A 14,825-nucleotide genomic window follows, 5' to 3' on the forward strand; every position below is an offset into this window, starting at 1 on the left:
ATGCGCCGGCCCGGAACGGATTGCGGGGTCAGGCTACGGAGTCGGTGATCTCGTCGTTCAGATCGGTGGATGAGTCCTCGGGGATCAACACGGCAAGGGGCGCGCGCCCGGCTCGCGGGCTCTGCCCGGTCTTGACTCGCGCCTGGTAGAGGTGGGACTCAACCGTGCGCACCGAGACATACAGTGCAGTCGCGATCTGTCGGTTGGTCAGGCCTCGCTCGGCCAGGATGGTGATTTCCTTCTCCCTCCCGGTCAACAGGTAAGCGCCGGCGAAGGCCACGAACGACTCAGCGCGTTCCCCGCTGTCGGTTGGAACTGAAGCCGGCTGGGTCGCTGCGCCGTTCGGAATGCTCGAGCCCACGTGTGAAACGCTCGTCGTACCAACCGGAGCGTCCGAGACCGCAGCACCCGTGACCGGCGTTCCCCCAACGTGAGCAGTCGCGACCGGAGCGGACGAGATCGACGCGTCGCGGGCATCCGTTTCACCGTCTCGCTCGGCGAGCAGTCGCGTCACGTGGCCGGCGGGCTGCCCAAGCTGCACGAGGATTTCGATCAGCCAGGAGCGAATCACAGGGGAACGATTACCGGCGGTTTCGTACAGGTAGACGGCCAGCAGCTGGGCGCTGTCGGTGCCGGAGCTCAGTAGAAACCCTAGATCGAAGCGGTCGGCGCTCGACCAGCGGGCAGCGGATGCCGCTGCCATCAGACCCAGCCGGGCGAGCGAACTCGCGCGCAGGCACTGCAGCCAGGGCTGCCAGCGATTCGGCTGCGCCGAACCATTGCCGGCCGGCCGGTCCAATTCCCCGCCGACGAAGCCCAGCAGGGCCAGGCTGCCGAGGTCCCCCATCTGGATGGCGCTGGCGATCCACTCGTTCACCTCGCCGAGGGCCACGGTCCGGTCTGACCCGGTCAGGCAACGGATGGCGGCACCGGTATGGAAAATCTCCAGGGCCAGCCCCTCGGCGGAATACACGTCTGATGCGCGCGGCACCCGGTCGCGCTCATTGAGGCTGGTGGCGAGATCGACCAGGCGCAGCGCGTCAGCGGGACGCCCCTGGTGGGCCAGGCTCAGACCGGTGAGGCAGGCCGCGTGAATGCGGGTGACGGTGTCGTAGTCGGCCGTGCGGGCGAGGCGCTCGCCGCGCGCGGCCGCGATCGCCCACTGCCGATTCTGCACCGTTTCGGTGAGTCCGATGAAGGCCAACTCGCCGACCATTATGGGGTCGCCGACAAACCAGCCAGCCGCCCTGGCACGCAATTTGGCAAAGTCGGCACCGGTCATGACGCCGAACGTGGCCAGTTCCCGCAACCAGCGCAGTAGCAGTGCGCCGTCGGCCGGCGTGCGCAGATACTGTTCCGCGTCGACCAATTCTGCCCGCGCTGCGGCCGGACGACCATCGCCGGCCAGTGCCCGGGAGTACTCGATCATCGACGATAGCGCCGGTTCGAGCTGCCGGGCAAGTCCCGCCAACAGCAACGACTGGTCGGTGAGCCCCCGCGTGCGGCTGCGCCGGGCCGCAACGAGCAGAATGTCGGCGACGGTTTCGGCGGGCACCGCGTCGAGCACTTCGGGACGCAGGGCGACTGAGGTCGTCCAGCTATCGGCGATGACGAGGCTCTCGGCCGGGGTCGTCACGCCGCCGTGCGTGCGATCCAACAGCAGCAGGTCGACGATCTGGGCCGTCATGTTCCGCAGCAGGTCGGGTTCACAGTCGGCCAGCGCTCCGTCGGAGAACATGGTTGGGGCATGCAGCAGACCGGCCGGCAGCCGATGCAGAAACCCCCGACGCAGCAGGTCTCGCAGGGCTACCGGGCGGCACAGCAGGGTCGCGTGCGAGTAGGAAATGCCGTCCAGCCGGCCGATTAGGGCGAGCACGGCGAATTGGTGGGGTGTCAGACCGCGCAACTGATGCGACACCACATCGAGAATTCGCCGCGACGGCGGGAATCGCGAGAAGGAGACCAGTTCCTGGTCGTCGGGCGGCTGCTGCTGGCGCATGACTTCGGCCGTGAGCTCCCGCAGCAGCATTCGAGACCCGCCGCTGCGTGCGTGCAGCAGCGCACGAGCGCCGCGTTCGAATTGACCGGTCGGAGCGAAGTGGGTCACGAGAGCCGACGATTCAGCGGGGGTGAGTGCCTCCATATCGACGCGGTCGGCGCAGCCCTTGACCCAGAGCTCGTCGACCAACCGAACCGTGATGCTGTCGGTTTCGGTGGTCAAGCCGGTCGCCAGCAGATCGCTCGCCACGAGCAAGACCACTTCGCCCCCGGCGGCCAGCCGGTAGAGGCAGTCCATGGTCTGGGCATCCAGCAGGTGCGCATCGTCCACGCTGATCACCGGCCGCTCACACTGGCCGTGATCGCGGGCGTACTTCAGCAGCCGAGTAGCGGTGACCGGCTCGGTTCCGCCGAGCGCGAGGGCCAGACGAAGGTTGGAGCCGTTACTGATCGACCCGAACGGCACCGTGTGTGAGAGCGCGGTGGCCGCGATCTCGACCGGGTCGCCGCCATCCGTGCGCAAAATCGTTGTCACCGACCCGAGCAACTGGGATTTGCCGTAACCGGGCGGCCCGAAGATGACGACGCTGCGCCCCGACTGCACGATGTCGGCGATTCCCCGAGCATTGCGACCAACAGTCGCGGGAGCGTCGACCGGCATCCGCTGCCCATCCTGGTGCTTTTGGCCGTCCACGTCTCCCCCGGTTCGGCCGATGCATACCGCCTTGCGCCATGACCTGTCAAAAATGATGTTGAACGTTATAGTACCCACTTTCGAGGGGTATCGATCCGGCGGTGACTCCGTGGGCTACTGGGATCGATAAACCGACTACTGGGATTCCTGCGCATCAGGGATGAGATGTGCTCATGTCGCACTACTGGCACTGGTAATGCCGCAGAGCCGATCATCAACGCGGTGAGTGGATGCCGCCGTGGCGGCCTCAGCCCCCGCTACACGCTCGTGAGGTCTCCGCGAGAGTTTTGCCCGGTCTTGATGCGCGCCTGGTAGAGGTGCGATTCGACCGTGCGCACCGAGAGAAACAGACTCTTGGCGATGTCCCGGTTACTCAGGCCCTGGGTGGCGAGCGACGTGACTTCCCGCTCGCGCTCGGTCAGCAGCACCGGCTCGATCAGGAGCGACGCCGGCACGTTCACCGGCAGCTGGCGGCTGGCCAGCGAGAAGCCGTCGGCCCGTAAGCGGCTGAGGTCGGCGGAGTCGCTCTGGCCGTGCAGCTCGTGCAATGCTGCGGCCTCGTTGCTCGCCGTCATGGCAATTCCGTAGGCGCCGAGGTCGGCCAACTGTCCGGCCGCGAGGTCGAGTGCTGCGGCGTCCTGGGCGGCCACAGCGCGCGTGCGCTGGGCCAGTGCGGCGACTATCGGCGCGTCGTTCGTTGCCACCGCGCGGTCGAGAATGTGCACAAGATCATTGGGGGGCTCGCCGAGCCCCACGAGAACGTCGAGCAGCCAGGCCCGCATCACGGGAGTCTGCGCCTCCGCCGATTCATACAGCTGAGAGGCGACCAGGCGAGCACCATCCGTGCTGCCCGCGGTCAGCAGGCCCTTGAGGGTCGAGCGGGTGGTCTCGAATTGATAGAGGGCAGTCATTTCTTCATGCAGCACGCGTATTTTTGAAATCTTGGCGCGGGCGGCATCCATTAAACCCATTCGGGCCAGGGAGCTGGCGTGCAGGCACTGAATCCACGTGCGCCACGCGTCGGGGTCCGAGCGTGCGAAGTGAGCGTCGGCGGCACGCAGGTCGGCTTCGGTGCCGGCCACGTCACCACGAAATTGCGAGAGTTCGGCCGCGACAAAGCCGAGAAAGCCGAGGTTGCCGAGATCGTGATTGATGATCGATCGGCTGATCCACTCGTCAAGCTCGTCAGCGACGACCTGCACCCCGAACCCGCTCAAGCAACGCACGGCGGCGTTGCTGTAGAAGATTTCGAGCGCCAGCCCCTCACCGGAATAGATGTCGGCGTCGCGCTGCGCGAGGTCGCGCTGATTGAGGGTGGTCGCGAGGTCGAACATGCCGAGCCCCTGGGCAGTGCGGCCGTCGTAGGCGTGGCCGATACCGCTCAGGCAGGCGGCACGAATTCGTGTGATGACATCACAGTCCTCATTGCGCGCAATGCTTTCCCCGTCAACGGCCACGCGTGGCCAGTCCACGTCCTGCACAGACTGGGTCAGACGAACGAAATCCACCTCACCGTGCATCATCGTGCTGGTGGGAAACCAACTGGCGGCTTGGGTGCGCAACGCGGTGAAATCATCCGCTGTCATGGTGGTGAACTTGGCCAGCGACATGTGCCAGCGCGCGAGTTTTACGCCATCGGCGGGGGTGTGCAGCAACTCCTCGGTGTTCGCGAGCGCGGCCAGCGCGGCCGAATAGCGCTCGCCGCTGGCGAGAGCACGCGAATACTCGATCGTGGCCTTGAGGTCGGGTTCCAGGCGCAGGGTGATCGCCGAATAGAGCAAAGCCTTCTCGGTCAGACCGAGACGACGGCTGCGCCGCGCCGCCACCAGCAACACGTCGGCGACGACACTGCTTCCCCACTCGTCGACTACGCTCGGAGGCAGATTGCCTGACGCCGTCCAGCTGTCGGCAATTGCCACGCATTCGGCCGGGGTGGTGGTGAAGCCGTAGTGTCGGTCGGTCAGCAGAATCGACACGATCAGGGCTTGCTGGGTGCGCAGCTGCTCGGCATCGCAGAGGGTCAGTGCCACGTCGGCGAGCAGTGTGCGCGCCTGCAACTGACCGGAACGTTCGGCGCCCGGATACACGTATCCGCGACGAATCAGGTCGCGGAGTTCACCGGCGTCACAGATCATTGACGCGCGGCCGGTGGAGATGCCGGTCAGGGAGCCGATCAGAGCGAGAGTGACCAGCTGGTTCGCGGTCAGGCCGCGCAGCTGATGCGCGAGGAGGTCGAGGATGCGCTGCGACGGTGTGTGCAGGGCAAAGGCGGTGCGATCGCGGTCATCGGGCCGGGGCTGCTGGCGCACGGCCTCGCTGGTCAATTCCCTCAGCAGCAGCCGGGAGCCGCCGCTGCGGGAGTGCAGATACGCCAGCGTGACTCGATCGAACTGGGTCGTCGGGGCGAATTCCCGCACGAGCTGCCCGGATTGCACCGGGCTGAGCGGCTCAAGGTCGATGCGTTCGGCGCCGCCCGTGATCCAGAGCTCGTCCAGCAGACGAATGGTGGCTGCGTCGGTCGTGGGGGTGTCGATCGCGGGTACGAGATCGCTAGTGACGAGCAAGACGACCGACCGCGCGGCGGCCAGCTGGTACAGGCCGTCCATCGATTGCGGGTCGAGCAGGTGGGCATCGTCGACCATGATGACCGGGTGGCTGCTCCCGGTTTGAGCCTGGGCCGAGCTCAGCAGAGTCGCCGTGCTGAACTCGCCATCGGTGGGGGACATTGCGAGGCCGAGCTGTGACCGGATCGACCCGCACGGAACTGAGTGCACGAGGGGGTTTACCGCAATATTGAGGGGTTCTCTGCCGAGCGCGCGCAGGGTGAGGGCGATGGACTCGAACAGCACGCTTTTTCCGTAGCCGAGCGGGGCGAAGATCACCACACTCTGGTTGCCGCTGAGGGTTTCAACAATGCCGTGGGCTGTGCGGCCGATCACGCGGGGGGTAGCGGCAGCGCGGTCTCTACTGCCTTGCGTTAGCTCCAATCGTGCCCACCTCCGTTTGTACTGGCACGCTGAGTCGTTACACCTCTATGCGGTAACCACCACAATATTTACATCGTTTAGGGGTGCGTGGTAGGGATTGCCAATGAATCCCAGTGCTCTGCCGAGACCTACTGGGGCCCACTGACACGACACTGGGTCGATACGAACTTGCTATCGAACCGCACACCCGGAACTACTGGCCTTGAGGTCAACGACACTTGAAGCGCACCGGTGTAGGGCAGGAGGCCCTGTTTGGCTCGTGGTAAACGCTGAGCACTTTCACGAAGCGTCCATTGAGTCCGCCCAAAAGTGCGACACGATCGCGCCGATATATGGGAGTGCCACCATGGCGCACCAGGCACCGGAGCAGTTCGTCGACAGCCGCCAAAAGCGCAACCGCCGAATTCGCGCCGTTCTGGCCGCAGGCCTCGTACTGGGCCTCGGCGCCGCCGTCACCCTGGCGGCCTGGAACGACTCGGAGTTCGCTCGGGGCAGCTTCGCCGCCAGCGGCTTCAACCTGGTCGGCAGCTCGTTCCCGCCACGACCCCGCTCGGCGCAAACCCCGCCACGACGACCTCGTTCGCTCCCGCCTCCGGAGCGGATGCCGCCGCTGGCGCGCCCGGCTCTAGCCGAGCGGACACCCGGAACCATTGAACGCGGGCCCAGTTTTTAGACTGGGCCCGCGTTCGGGGATGGACCGGGGGCGGAGTACGAGCCCTGGACGGCTGCGAAACGAGGCGTTCAGCGTGCCCGGCGGTGGTAAACCAGAGCGGCGACGAGCGCTTGCCAGATGGCGAAAAACTCGACGACGAGTGACAGCAGACCGAGCGGTTCCAGCCAGTTTCCGATGTCGCCCATGGCCATCGGCATGCCGACGGTGCGATTGATGACGAAGCCGACGATGACGGCCGCAGACAGCGCAGCAGCGCCGAGGAAGTCGATTCTCGATCCGACGACGAGAACGCGTTCGATCAATACGGCCACAGCGATGATGATGCCGATGTACGCGAAGGCCAGATATGGAGTCTCGGCGAATTTGCCGGGGAGGTCGAGGATGTGAATCGCCCCGATGACGGCGAGCGACAATGCAACGGTGATGCGGCGTGTGAGCAGGTGCTGGTCGATGAGGCGCGCGGCCGTGCTGCTCGGATGTGCAGCAGGGGGCTGCATCGGTTCGTCAGGCGATCGCGTGGCGGTCGTAGTCATAAATACCTCTCCATAGGGTGTTTCCCCGCATGAATAGTGGCAGGCATGTGACGCGCACGGGCGATTCATCGGCAGTGCACAGCACACTCCGTGTTCGCTGCCAGCCACGTTCCTGAGATCTCCAGAGCAGGGAGCCGATCGCGTCTTCCAATGCCGGGAGACACCGCGGGTATAGCCCTATCGGGGCATGAAGCGAACCGCATCAGTGAATTTGCAGCCCGAAGCTCTCGACCCCGCGCGGTGCGTACTGTCGGTGGCGGTTACCGACGGCAACGATGTGGGTGAGACTGACCTGGGAACCTGAGCCGTGTTTATAAGCCGGGCCCCGCCCAAGATTGGGCGAGCGGTTGTCGATGTCTGAGGGGGTTACTAGCATGGAATCGAACCTGATTGCACCACCCGATCGGCTAGGAATTCCCGTGATCATTGAGGCCCAGGGCTTGACCAAGACCTACCAGTCCAAGAGCGGTCCGGTGCACGCGCTCGCCGGGCTCGACCTGCAGGTTCCGCGCGGTACGGTCAAGGCGCTCCTCGGCCCGAACGGCGCCGGAAAGACCACCGTCGTCAAAATGCTGACAACATTGATTCGACCGGATGCCGGCACCGCCGTTATCGACGGAATCGACGTCGTGCGCCACCCCAAATCGGTGCGGCGCATCATCGGGGTGTCCGGCCAGTACGCCGCCGTCGACGAGAACCTTACCGGGTTCGAAAACTTGGAAATGGTCGGCCGGCTGTATCACCTTGGTGGCCCGGCGGCCCGCAAACGGGCGCAGGAGCTGATCGACCTGTTCGAGCTCACCGCCGCCGGCAATAGGCCAGTCAAGGGGTTTTCCGGCGGCATGCGGCGCCGCATCGACCTCGCGGGGGCGCTCGTGATCAACCCGAAGGTGCTCTTTCTCGACGAACCGACGACCGGGCTCGACCCGCGCAGTCGCATCGCCCTGTGGGACGTGATCAAACGCCTCGTCGCCGACGGCACAACCGTGCTGCTGACCACGCAGTATCTCGAAGAGGCCGACCAACTCGCCGATGACATCGTCGTGATCGACGACGGCCGGGTCATCGCGGAGGGCACCTCCGATCAACTCAAGGCTCAGATCGGCGGGCACCGCGTGGTGGTCGCCCTCGTCGATGCCGCCGACGGCGCGGCCGCCCGCGACATTCTCGCCCGGCACGGATCGGGTGTCCCCGCGATCTCCACCGATGGTCGGGGAGTCGAAGTCGCCGTCACCGACGGCCCCACCGCCCTGCAGAACATGCTCGCCGACCTGCGCGCCGCAGAGGTCACTCTGCACGATGCCGGCATGCGCCGCCCCACCCTGGACGACGTCTTCCTCAAGCTCACCGGTCACAAGGCCGACCTCAACACGGCCGACGATGACGATTCCAGCGGGCCCAAGCTCTCCAAACGGGCAAAGGACAAACGCGACCAGGCGCGGGCAGCGGATGCCTTAGCTGCAGATTTGGAGAGCGTCAAATGAATGCGCGCCACGTTGATACCCCGGCTGAGTCCGTTCCGGCTCAGCCCGCCCCGTCTGCGTCCACTCCCACCGCGTTTGCGATCGCGGACTCTGCCACGACGGAAGTCGCACCGGCCGTGGCCGACGCAAACGGTGAGCGGGCCAGCGCTCGGGTGGCCACCCTGCCCCCGCTCCCCACCTGGAACCCGTTTTCCCTGTGGTATTCCGACGGTTGGACCGTCACCAAGCGCAACATGATCAAGATCAAGCGCTCGCCGGACATGCTCGTGTTCGCCGTGATCCAGCCGATCATGTTCGTGTTGCTGTTCAGTCAGGTCTATGGCGGGGCCATTGCGGTTGCGGGCAGCGACTATACCCAGTTCCTGATGGCCGGCATTTTTGCGCAGACCGTCGTGTTCGGCGCCACCTTCTCGGGTGCTGCAATGGCGCTCGACCTGAAAGAGGGCATTATCGACCGCTTTCGGAGCTTGCCGATGAACGCATCTGCTGTGCTGATTGGGCGCACCAACGGCGACCTGGTGCTGAATACCATCTCCATGGTGATCATGATGGCCACCGGGCTCGCGGTCGGTTGGCGGGTCAACACCTCCCCGCCCGAATTTCTGGCGGGAGTCGGGCTGCTGCTGCTGTTCGGCTACGCGTTCAGCTGGGTGATGGCGCTGCTCGGCATGAGCGTGAAGAGCCCTGAGGTCATCAACAATGCGTCGTTTCTGATTCTGTTCCCGCTGACCTTCGTCTCGAACGCGTTCGTGCCGAGTGAAACCCTGCCGACCGCGCTGCGCGTCTTCGCCGAGTGGAACCCGGTGTCCTCGCTCGTGCAGGCCGTGCGGCAGTTGTTCGGCAACCTTGGCACGGCGCCGGTTCCCGATATCTGGACCATGCAAAATCCGGTGCTGACCGTGTTGATCGGCATTACCGTGATGCTGCTCGTGTTCGTGCCCCTGTGCATCCGTAAGTTCGCGTCGATCAGCTCCCGCTGACCCGGCCAAACCCGCACGACTCTAGAGGGAGTTACCCATGACCGAACATGCCGTAGGTATTATCGCCGGCTTCAGTGGATTCGCGGTCGAAGATCTCGACGCCGCGCGAACCTTCTACGCCGAGACGCTGGGCCTTGAGGTCACGGTGGGCGAGATGGGGATGCTGCGCATTTCACTGCCCGATGGCGCCACCGTGATCGTGTACCCCAAGCCCGATTTCGTGCCGGCCACGTACACGATTCTAAACTTCGCGGTGACCGACCTCGATGCCACCGTCGATGAGCTCACCGAGCGCGGCGTGGAGTTTCTCCGCTACGACGGCTTCGAGCAGAACGACAAAGGGATTGCGGCTGGCGGCGGGCAGGGGCCGGATATCGCCTGGTTCACCGACCCGTCCGGCAATATTTTGTCGGTGTTGAAGAACCCGTAGCAGCGAGGTCGCGCCCAACGCAACCGGTCTCTGGGCATCCGTTCTAGTGCCCGCGACCCTTGCCCTTGTTGGGGTTCTTGGTCGGACGGGTGCGGCCGGGGGCGCTCTCGGTTCTCTTGCGTACGGCCGGTTTGGCTTTCGCTGCGGCGACCCGGATGGCTTTGGCGGCGGCCTTGGCTTTGTCGGTCTTCTTGGGCTTGCGTGGCGGCTTGGCCGGGCGCCCGTCGCTGCGAAGCTCGGGCTGCGCTTCGTCTGCGAGAGCGGCCGCGTCGGCGGCACCGGCATCCGTTCGTGAACTCGCCTTGGAACGACCACGCACGATGCCGATGAATTCCTCGATGTCCTCGGTGGTTTCGCGGGTGATCCAGGCGAGGGCGATCTGGGTGTCCGGGACGCCGGTAACCGGGCGGGAGACGACGTCTTTGCGGCCGTACAGCCGGGCGATCGAGTGCGGCACAATGATGATGCCGACGCCGGCGGCAACCTGCTCCATGGTTTCGTCCAGGTCGCGCATCGGCGGCAGGGGGCGGCGGGTGCCGTCGCGCACCTCGTCGGCGAGGTCGCGCCATTCGGGCACGTCGTCGGGGTCTTGCAGCAGATGCTCCCCGGCCAGATCGGCCAGCAGCACGGTCGCGGCCTGCTCGATCGTGTGATCCTTCGACGCGACTACGACCGGGATCTCGTTGTACAGGTTGATGACGCTCAGATTGATTTCATCGATCGGCAGGCGCACCAGGCTGACCTCGGCCCGACCGTCGTGCAGCACCGAAATTTGCTCGTCAGTTTCGGTGCGAAACACGGTGAGGGGCACGTCGGGGCGGCGGTCGCCCCAGATCCGGGTCCATTTGGTGGGGGTGACACCGGCGACGAAGGCGATGGAAAAGCTCACCGGCATCCTTTCTAGTAGTAGTTGAGGGGCTATTTGCCCAAATGAGGGCCCCCTCAGGCTATACGCTTGAACAATGAGTTCCGAGAAGAAGCCCCAGACCATGAAGCCCGCCACGGCGGCCCAGAAACTCGGGATTCTGCTCGACGCGGCACCGGCCGAGTTCCAGACCGAATTTGTCAGCCGCACCGAGCTCGCCGAGCTCATGGCGAACCCGCCGGAGTGGCTGGCGCTGCTGCGCACCAACGGTCCGCACCCGCGCCAGGTCGTCGCCGCCAAGCTCGGCGTCTCGATTTCCGGCCTGGCCCGCAGCGAGATCACCGACCCGCTGACCACCGCCGAGATTTCCGCCCTGCTGCAGCAGCCGCCGGCCTGGCTCGTGCTAGAGCGTTCCACCCAGGCTGGCGTGCGCGCCGACCAGATCGCGGTGAAAGACCGCGACGCCCACCGCGCGGCTAAGAAGGCGCACGTCGAGCGCCAGGCTTCGCAGGAGCAGGCCAAGCGCGACCGCTCATAGCGCTTGAGCGTTGCGGGGGCGTAAATCGTCCGGTTGGGGACGGTTGTAGGACGATTTGCGATCCCTCACCCGGGCTTCCACATCGGCTGGCGTCTGGCACGTCCGCTCCTTTCGGTACGGGCGCGGCGCGGCGGTGACCGCCTGCTGTCGTGACTGAGCGTGGATGCCGCGCTGCGGCATCCACTCGGCTGAGCGTTTCTAGGCGGCCGGCCTGGACGCGGCGTCGGAGTACTGTGTGCGCAGAAAGTTGACGACGTCGCCGAGCTCGACCTGCGAGATCGAGTGCGGCAGACCCTCGTAGATGCGCTCGGTGAGGGTGCTGTGCCCGGGCAGCCAGGCCTGGGTGCGTTCGATCGCGCTGGTCGGAATCACGGTGTCGGCGGTTCCGCGACCCCAGAACACGGGGACCGGCCGCTCGGCCAGCTCGGCGTCGCTGTGCTGCGGTCCGCTGGCGAGGAATCCGGAGAGGTTCACCGCGAAGCTGAAGCGGTCGGGCGCGGCGCGCAGCAGCTCGAGCGCCATTGCTCCCCCCTGCGAGAACCCGAGCAGACCGATCGACGGCGGCTGCTGCGGCAGGGCGTCGAGCCAGTCGAGCACCGCGGTTACGGCCGCCGCGACGGGGGCCGGGTCGGGGCTGCCCGGCTCCGCGATCGGAAACCAGGCCCAGCCGTCGGTGACCGGCGCCGGTGCCTGCAGGGGCGCGCGCAGGGCCGCGATCACCGGCTCAAGCGGCAGGTGCGGTGCGAGGGAGAACAGGTCGCCCTCGTGCGAGCCGTAGCCGTGCAGGATGAGCAACAAGGGGCGGTCAGCCTGGTCGGCGCCGGTGGCCGACCAGAGAACGGCGGCGTTATCGATGGTGGTCATAGCTTCCTCCAAATAGCTCGCGACTCGTGGACGCCGCGCACTCCCATACTTCCATTGCCGTGCCGTCCAGACGTGCCGCGTCGATGATCATCTCGAACTATGTCAGCCGGTTGCTCGGCATAACTCCTGCAGAAAATTGACGTGCGCGACCCGATGGCAGCAAATCATTGGAGAGGCGGCCGAGCACCGCGCGAATTGCAGGAGTTATGCGCGTGGTGCGGGAGGAGACCGGCCCACGGCAGTCCGGGCGGAGCGGCTCGCGAGTGCGCGCGCGGAGCCCACGTAGGAGAGAATGGCATCATGAGCGTGCGAACCCCTGACCCAGACCCGGACTGGACGCCGAAGCCCCCCGCAGGAGCCCCGAACACGAATCCGGGCTGGCTGAAGGACGTTGAACTGGCGGAGATTCGTCGTCGCCTGCCGATTCTCTACATTGAGGCCGTGCCCGTGCGTGTTGACGGGCTCGGCCAGGTCGTCGAGGTCGGTGTGCTGCTCCGTGCCCGTTCAACCGGCGAGATGACCCGCACCCTCGTTTCCGGCCGGGTGCTCTATGGCGAGACCTTGCGCGATGCGCTTTTTCGTCACCTCGAGAAGGACCTCGGCCCGATGGCCTTCCCGCAGCTTCCGGTCAGCCCGGTACCGTTCACCGTTGCGGAGTACTTTCCGCTGCCGGGAATTACCGCCTACACGGATGACCGCCAGCACGCCGTCTCGCTGGCCTACGTCGTTCCCGTCACCGGTACCTGCGACCCGCGACAGGATGCCCTCGAACTCACCTGGATGACGCCGACCGAGGCCGTGTCACCGGGAGTGTCGGCCGAGATGGAAGGCGGTCGCGGCGCCCTGCTGCGCGCCGCGATGGCGTCGGTCGGCCTGCTCTACTGAGCCGGGCGGCAGCATCCGCTCACCGCTAGGCGGGCTGCGGCAGCGCCGAACCGAGGCCGAGCGTGTCGAGGAACAGGCGCGCGTAGCGGTCGACATCGACGTCGAGCGCGACCTCAGCGACCTCCCAGTCGCCGGCCAGGCCGTGCATGATGTCTTCCCCCGGATGCGTGCGCTTGTCGACCAGGGTCTGCCCGCGGCCGTAACCCGCAAGCTGCACGCGTAACGGCAGCATCTGGGTGGTTAACGCGCCCGGATCGACGAGGGCGCAGATCGCCCCGGCATCACCGATCAGGCCGGTGTATTCGGCGTTGCGCCCCGAGCCGAGGGCGATCCTGTTGCTGAGCAGCCGGCCGACGACCTGGGCGAGATTTGACTCGCTGCGCACGAGTGACAGAGCGACATGCTCGCCGATCGCGACCTGATTGAACACGTCGAGCCCATACATGAAGGTGGGCACCCCGGAATCGAGCACGATGGCCGCGGCCTCCGGGTCGTGCCAGACGTTGAACTCGGCGACCGCGGTGGCGTTGCCGACCGTCGTGGAACCGCCCATGAAGACGATGCGCTCAATATTTTTGACCAGATCGGGGTACTGGCGCAGCAGCAGGGCAAGGTTTGTCTGCGGAGCGAGCCCGACCAGGGTGACCGGGCGGGGGCTGTCCAAAATCAGCCGGCGCATGAGCTCGATCGAGCTGATGGACTCGGCCGTGCGGTCGGTCGGCGGCAACTGCAGTGTGCCGAGGCCGCTCTCGCCGTGCACGTGCGAGGCCGATCTGGCCGGTTCCAGTAGGGGGCGGCGGGCGCCGGCCGCGACCGGAATGGACGGCGCGTCGGCGACGTCGAGCACGCGCAGGGTGTTCTCGACGACGCGGTCGAGTGAGGCATTTCCGGCCACGCAACTGATGCCGAGCACGTTGATGCCGGGGTGCTTGACCGCGAACAGGATGGCCAGGGCGTCGTCAACGCCGGTGTCAACGTCGAGGATGACGGGGATTGCCGCCGTGGAATTAGTCATCAGATCACCCTATTGGGTCTGGTGTGCCCCAGATCCCCGTAGGTGGGTTTGCTCCCCTTATCGGCTCATTCTGCACTCCTGAGCAGACCCTCAGCGAACCAGACGCACCTCGTGCAGCATTTCGCCGAGAACCTCTTCGGTCTTCTCCCGACCGTCAGCCGTGTAGCCGTTGCGCGCGTAGAAAGCGTGGGCGCGCGGGTTATCGGCGGCCACCCAGAGCACCGACGGGCCGGCATCGACGACGGCGTCGAACAGCAGTCGGCCGACGCCGACGCCGTGGTGCGCATTGAGCAGGTACATGACCTTCAATTCGCGAGTGGATGCCGGCAGGTCGTCTTCCTGACCCGGGGCGCTCGCAGCGAAACCGATGATCTCGCCGCTGCCGTCGACGGCGACGACCTGTCGGTACTCGTGACCGAGCTTGGTGATGCCGTGCCACATCGTGGCGAGACGCTCCGGTCGCAGGTGGGACAACGCGGCCTGGCTGAGTAGGTGATCATAGGTTTCATGCCAGCAGGCGGCGTGTACGCGGCCCAGGCTTTCGGCATCCGCTTCTTCTACGGGTCGAACGACAACTGTGGTGTTCATGATTCGACACTATCCGTCTTTGCGGGCGGTCCCGGACACACGAATGGGCCGGCCTCCGAAGAGACCGGCCCAATTGTTTCAAGGGGATGCTGCTGGCCGTTTATCCCTGCGAGCGGCGGGGAGCGGAGCGGCCTGCTCCGCCCGAGCCGGGTCCGCGAACGAGTCCGCCGACCTGGAGGCTGCCGACGCGAGCGCCGCCCGAGCGGCCAGCGGCCGAACCCGAGCGGGGAGCGCTGGAGGCAGCGCCGGCCGGACGGCCGGTGCGCTCGCGACGAGCGCCACCGGCGGGAG

General features: G+C 66.0%; 13 protein-coding genes and 1 pseudogene. 6 read left to right on the forward strand and 8 right to left on the reverse strand.

The window, feature by feature from the left end; genetic code table 11:
* Nucleotides 1-28: 28 nt before the first annotated feature.
* Together E3T41_RS14085 and E3T41_RS14090 are read right to left on the reverse strand one after the other, a co-directional pair.
* Nucleotides 29-2,692 carry a helix-turn-helix transcriptional regulator gene (locus E3T41_RS14085; RefSeq protein WP_134479152.1) on the reverse strand — a complete coding sequence of 888 codons (2,664 nt, stop codon included), beginning with the start codon at nucleotides 2,690-2,692 and terminating at the stop codon, nucleotides 29-31.
* Nucleotides 2,693-2,949: 257 nt separating this feature from the next.
* Complete coding sequence (locus tag E3T41_RS14090; protein ID WP_134479154.1) at nucleotides 2,950-5,631, reverse strand: LuxR C-terminal-related transcriptional regulator; 2,682 nt, start codon at nucleotides 5,629-5,631, stop codon at nucleotides 2,950-2,952.
* A 394-nt stretch (nucleotides 5,632-6,025) separates the two neighbouring features.
* Between E3T41_RS14090 and E3T41_RS18845 the strand changes: the two genes are divergently transcribed.
* Nucleotides 6,026-6,352: a SipW-dependent-type signal peptide-containing protein gene (locus tag E3T41_RS18845; protein ID WP_134479156.1), complete on the forward strand. Its 327-nt coding sequence runs from the start codon at nucleotides 6,026-6,028 to the stop codon at nucleotides 6,350-6,352.
* Between the two features lie 68 nt (nucleotides 6,353-6,420).
* Here E3T41_RS18845 and E3T41_RS14100 read toward each other — a convergent pair whose 3' ends face one another.
* Nucleotides 6,421-6,885 (reverse strand): hypothetical protein, encoded by a 465-nt coding sequence (locus E3T41_RS14100; RefSeq protein WP_092452014.1) that lies wholly within the window; start codon nucleotides 6,883-6,885, stop codon nucleotides 6,421-6,423.
* A 374-nt stretch (nucleotides 6,886-7,259) separates the two neighbouring features.
* Between E3T41_RS14100 and E3T41_RS14105 the strand changes: the two genes are divergently transcribed.
* The 3 genes from E3T41_RS14105 to E3T41_RS14115 are packed head-to-tail and all read left to right on the forward strand — an operon-like array spanning nucleotide 7,260 to nucleotide 9,779.
* Entirely contained in the window at nucleotides 7,260-8,369 is a 1,110-nt protein-coding gene (locus E3T41_RS14105) for an ATP-binding cassette domain-containing protein (protein ID WP_134479157.1), read from the forward strand.
* A complete protein-coding gene (locus tag E3T41_RS14110) occupies nucleotides 8,366-9,349 on the forward strand; it encodes an ABC transporter permease (RefSeq protein WP_255411822.1) in 984 nt (327 codons plus the stop codon). The genes E3T41_RS14105 and E3T41_RS14110 overlap by 4 nt, the downstream gene beginning before the upstream one ends.
* A gap of 37 nt (nucleotides 9,350-9,386) precedes the next feature.
* Complete coding sequence (locus E3T41_RS14115) at nucleotides 9,387-9,779, forward strand: VOC family protein (protein WP_092452011.1); 393 nt, start codon at nucleotides 9,387-9,389, stop codon at nucleotides 9,777-9,779.
* A 43-nt stretch (nucleotides 9,780-9,822) separates the two neighbouring features.
* On the opposite strand, the gene E3T41_RS14120 is transcribed toward E3T41_RS14115, so the two are convergent.
* On the reverse strand, nucleotides 9,823-10,674 hold the full coding sequence (locus tag E3T41_RS14120; RefSeq protein ID WP_370257747.1) for a LysR substrate-binding domain-containing protein: 852 nt from the start codon (nucleotides 10,672-10,674) through the stop codon (nucleotides 9,823-9,825).
* Between the two features lie 67 nt (nucleotides 10,675-10,741).
* Here E3T41_RS14120 and E3T41_RS14125 point away from each other — a divergent pair, with 67 nt between their 5' ends.
* The gene (locus E3T41_RS14125; RefSeq protein WP_092452082.1) at nucleotides 10,742-11,182 is read left to right on the forward strand and encodes a DUF5997 family protein; all 441 of its coding nucleotides are present in this window, start codon (nucleotides 10,742-10,744) and stop codon (nucleotides 11,180-11,182) included.
* 198 nt (nucleotides 11,183-11,380) lie between these two features.
* Here E3T41_RS14125 and E3T41_RS14130 read toward each other — a convergent pair whose 3' ends face one another.
* Nucleotides 11,381-12,046, reverse strand: a complete 666-nt coding sequence (locus tag E3T41_RS14130; RefSeq protein WP_092452007.1) for an alpha/beta hydrolase — start codon at nucleotides 12,044-12,046, stop codon at nucleotides 11,381-11,383.
* Between the two features lie 300 nt (nucleotides 12,047-12,346).
* Between E3T41_RS14130 and E3T41_RS14135 the strand changes: the two genes are divergently transcribed.
* Nucleotides 12,347-12,931, forward strand: coding sequence for an NUDIX hydrolase family protein (locus E3T41_RS14135; protein ID WP_092452005.1), 585 nt, complete (start codon nucleotides 12,347-12,349; stop codon nucleotides 12,929-12,931).
* 25 nt (nucleotides 12,932-12,956) lie between these two features.
* Here the strand turns inward: E3T41_RS14135 and E3T41_RS14140 are convergent, their stop codons facing one another.
* The 3 genes and pseudogenes from E3T41_RS14140 to E3T41_RS18280 form a co-directional block, all read right to left on the reverse strand.
* Nucleotides 12,957-13,946: a nucleoside hydrolase gene (locus E3T41_RS14140; protein ID WP_134479161.1), complete on the reverse strand. Its 990-nt coding sequence runs from the start codon at nucleotides 13,944-13,946 to the stop codon at nucleotides 12,957-12,959.
* A 90-nt stretch (nucleotides 13,947-14,036) separates the two neighbouring features.
* Complete coding sequence (locus tag E3T41_RS14145; RefSeq protein WP_092452001.1) at nucleotides 14,037-14,534, reverse strand: GNAT family N-acetyltransferase; 498 nt, start codon at nucleotides 14,532-14,534, stop codon at nucleotides 14,037-14,039.
* A gap of 100 nt (nucleotides 14,535-14,634) precedes the next feature.
* Nucleotides 14,635-14,825, reverse strand: a pseudogene (locus tag E3T41_RS18280) (hypothetical protein); the annotation flags it as partial.

The organism is Cryobacterium sp. Hh38, assembly GCF_004403235.1.
GTDB lineage: Bacteria > Actinomycetota > Actinomycetes > Actinomycetales > Microbacteriaceae > Cryobacterium > Cryobacterium levicorallinum.

Excerpts from the sequence above, each read along its gene's own strand:
- E3T41_RS14125 (WP_092452082.1), top strand. The coding sequence starts at position 10,742 with ATGAGTTCCGAGAAGAAGCCCCAGACCATGAAGCCCGCCACGGCGGCC.
- E3T41_RS14145 (WP_092452001.1), bottom strand. The coding sequence starts at position 14,534 with ATGAACACCACAGTTGTCGTTCGACCCGTAGAAGAAGCGGATGCCGAA.
- E3T41_RS18845 (WP_134479156.1), top strand. The coding sequence starts at position 6,026 with ATGGCGCACCAGGCACCGGAGCAGTTCGTCGACAGCCGCCAAAAGCGC.
- E3T41_RS14115 (WP_092452011.1), top strand. The coding sequence starts at position 9,387 with ATGACCGAACATGCCGTAGGTATTATCGCCGGCTTCAGTGGATTCGCG.
- E3T41_RS14135 (WP_092452005.1), top strand. The coding sequence starts at position 12,347 with ATGAGCGTGCGAACCCCTGACCCAGACCCGGACTGGACGCCGAAGCCC.
- E3T41_RS14130 (WP_092452007.1), bottom strand. The coding sequence starts at position 12,046 with ATGACCACCATCGATAACGCCGCCGTTCTCTGGTCGGCCACCGGCGCC.
- E3T41_RS14105 (WP_134479157.1), top strand. The coding sequence starts at position 7,260 with ATGGAATCGAACCTGATTGCACCACCCGATCGGCTAGGAATTCCCGTG.
- E3T41_RS14140 (WP_134479161.1), bottom strand. The coding sequence starts at position 13,946 with ATGACTAATTCCACGGCGGCAATCCCCGTCATCCTCGACGTTGACACC.
- E3T41_RS14110 (WP_255411822.1), top strand. The coding sequence starts at position 8,366 with ATGAATGCGCGCCACGTTGATACCCCGGCTGAGTCCGTTCCGGCTCAG.
- E3T41_RS14120 (WP_370257747.1), bottom strand. The coding sequence starts at position 10,674 with ATGCCGGTGAGCTTTTCCATCGCCTTCGTCGCCGGTGTCACCCCCACC.
- E3T41_RS14100 (WP_092452014.1), bottom strand. The coding sequence starts at position 6,885 with ATGACTACGACCGCCACGCGATCGCCTGACGAACCGATGCAGCCCCCT.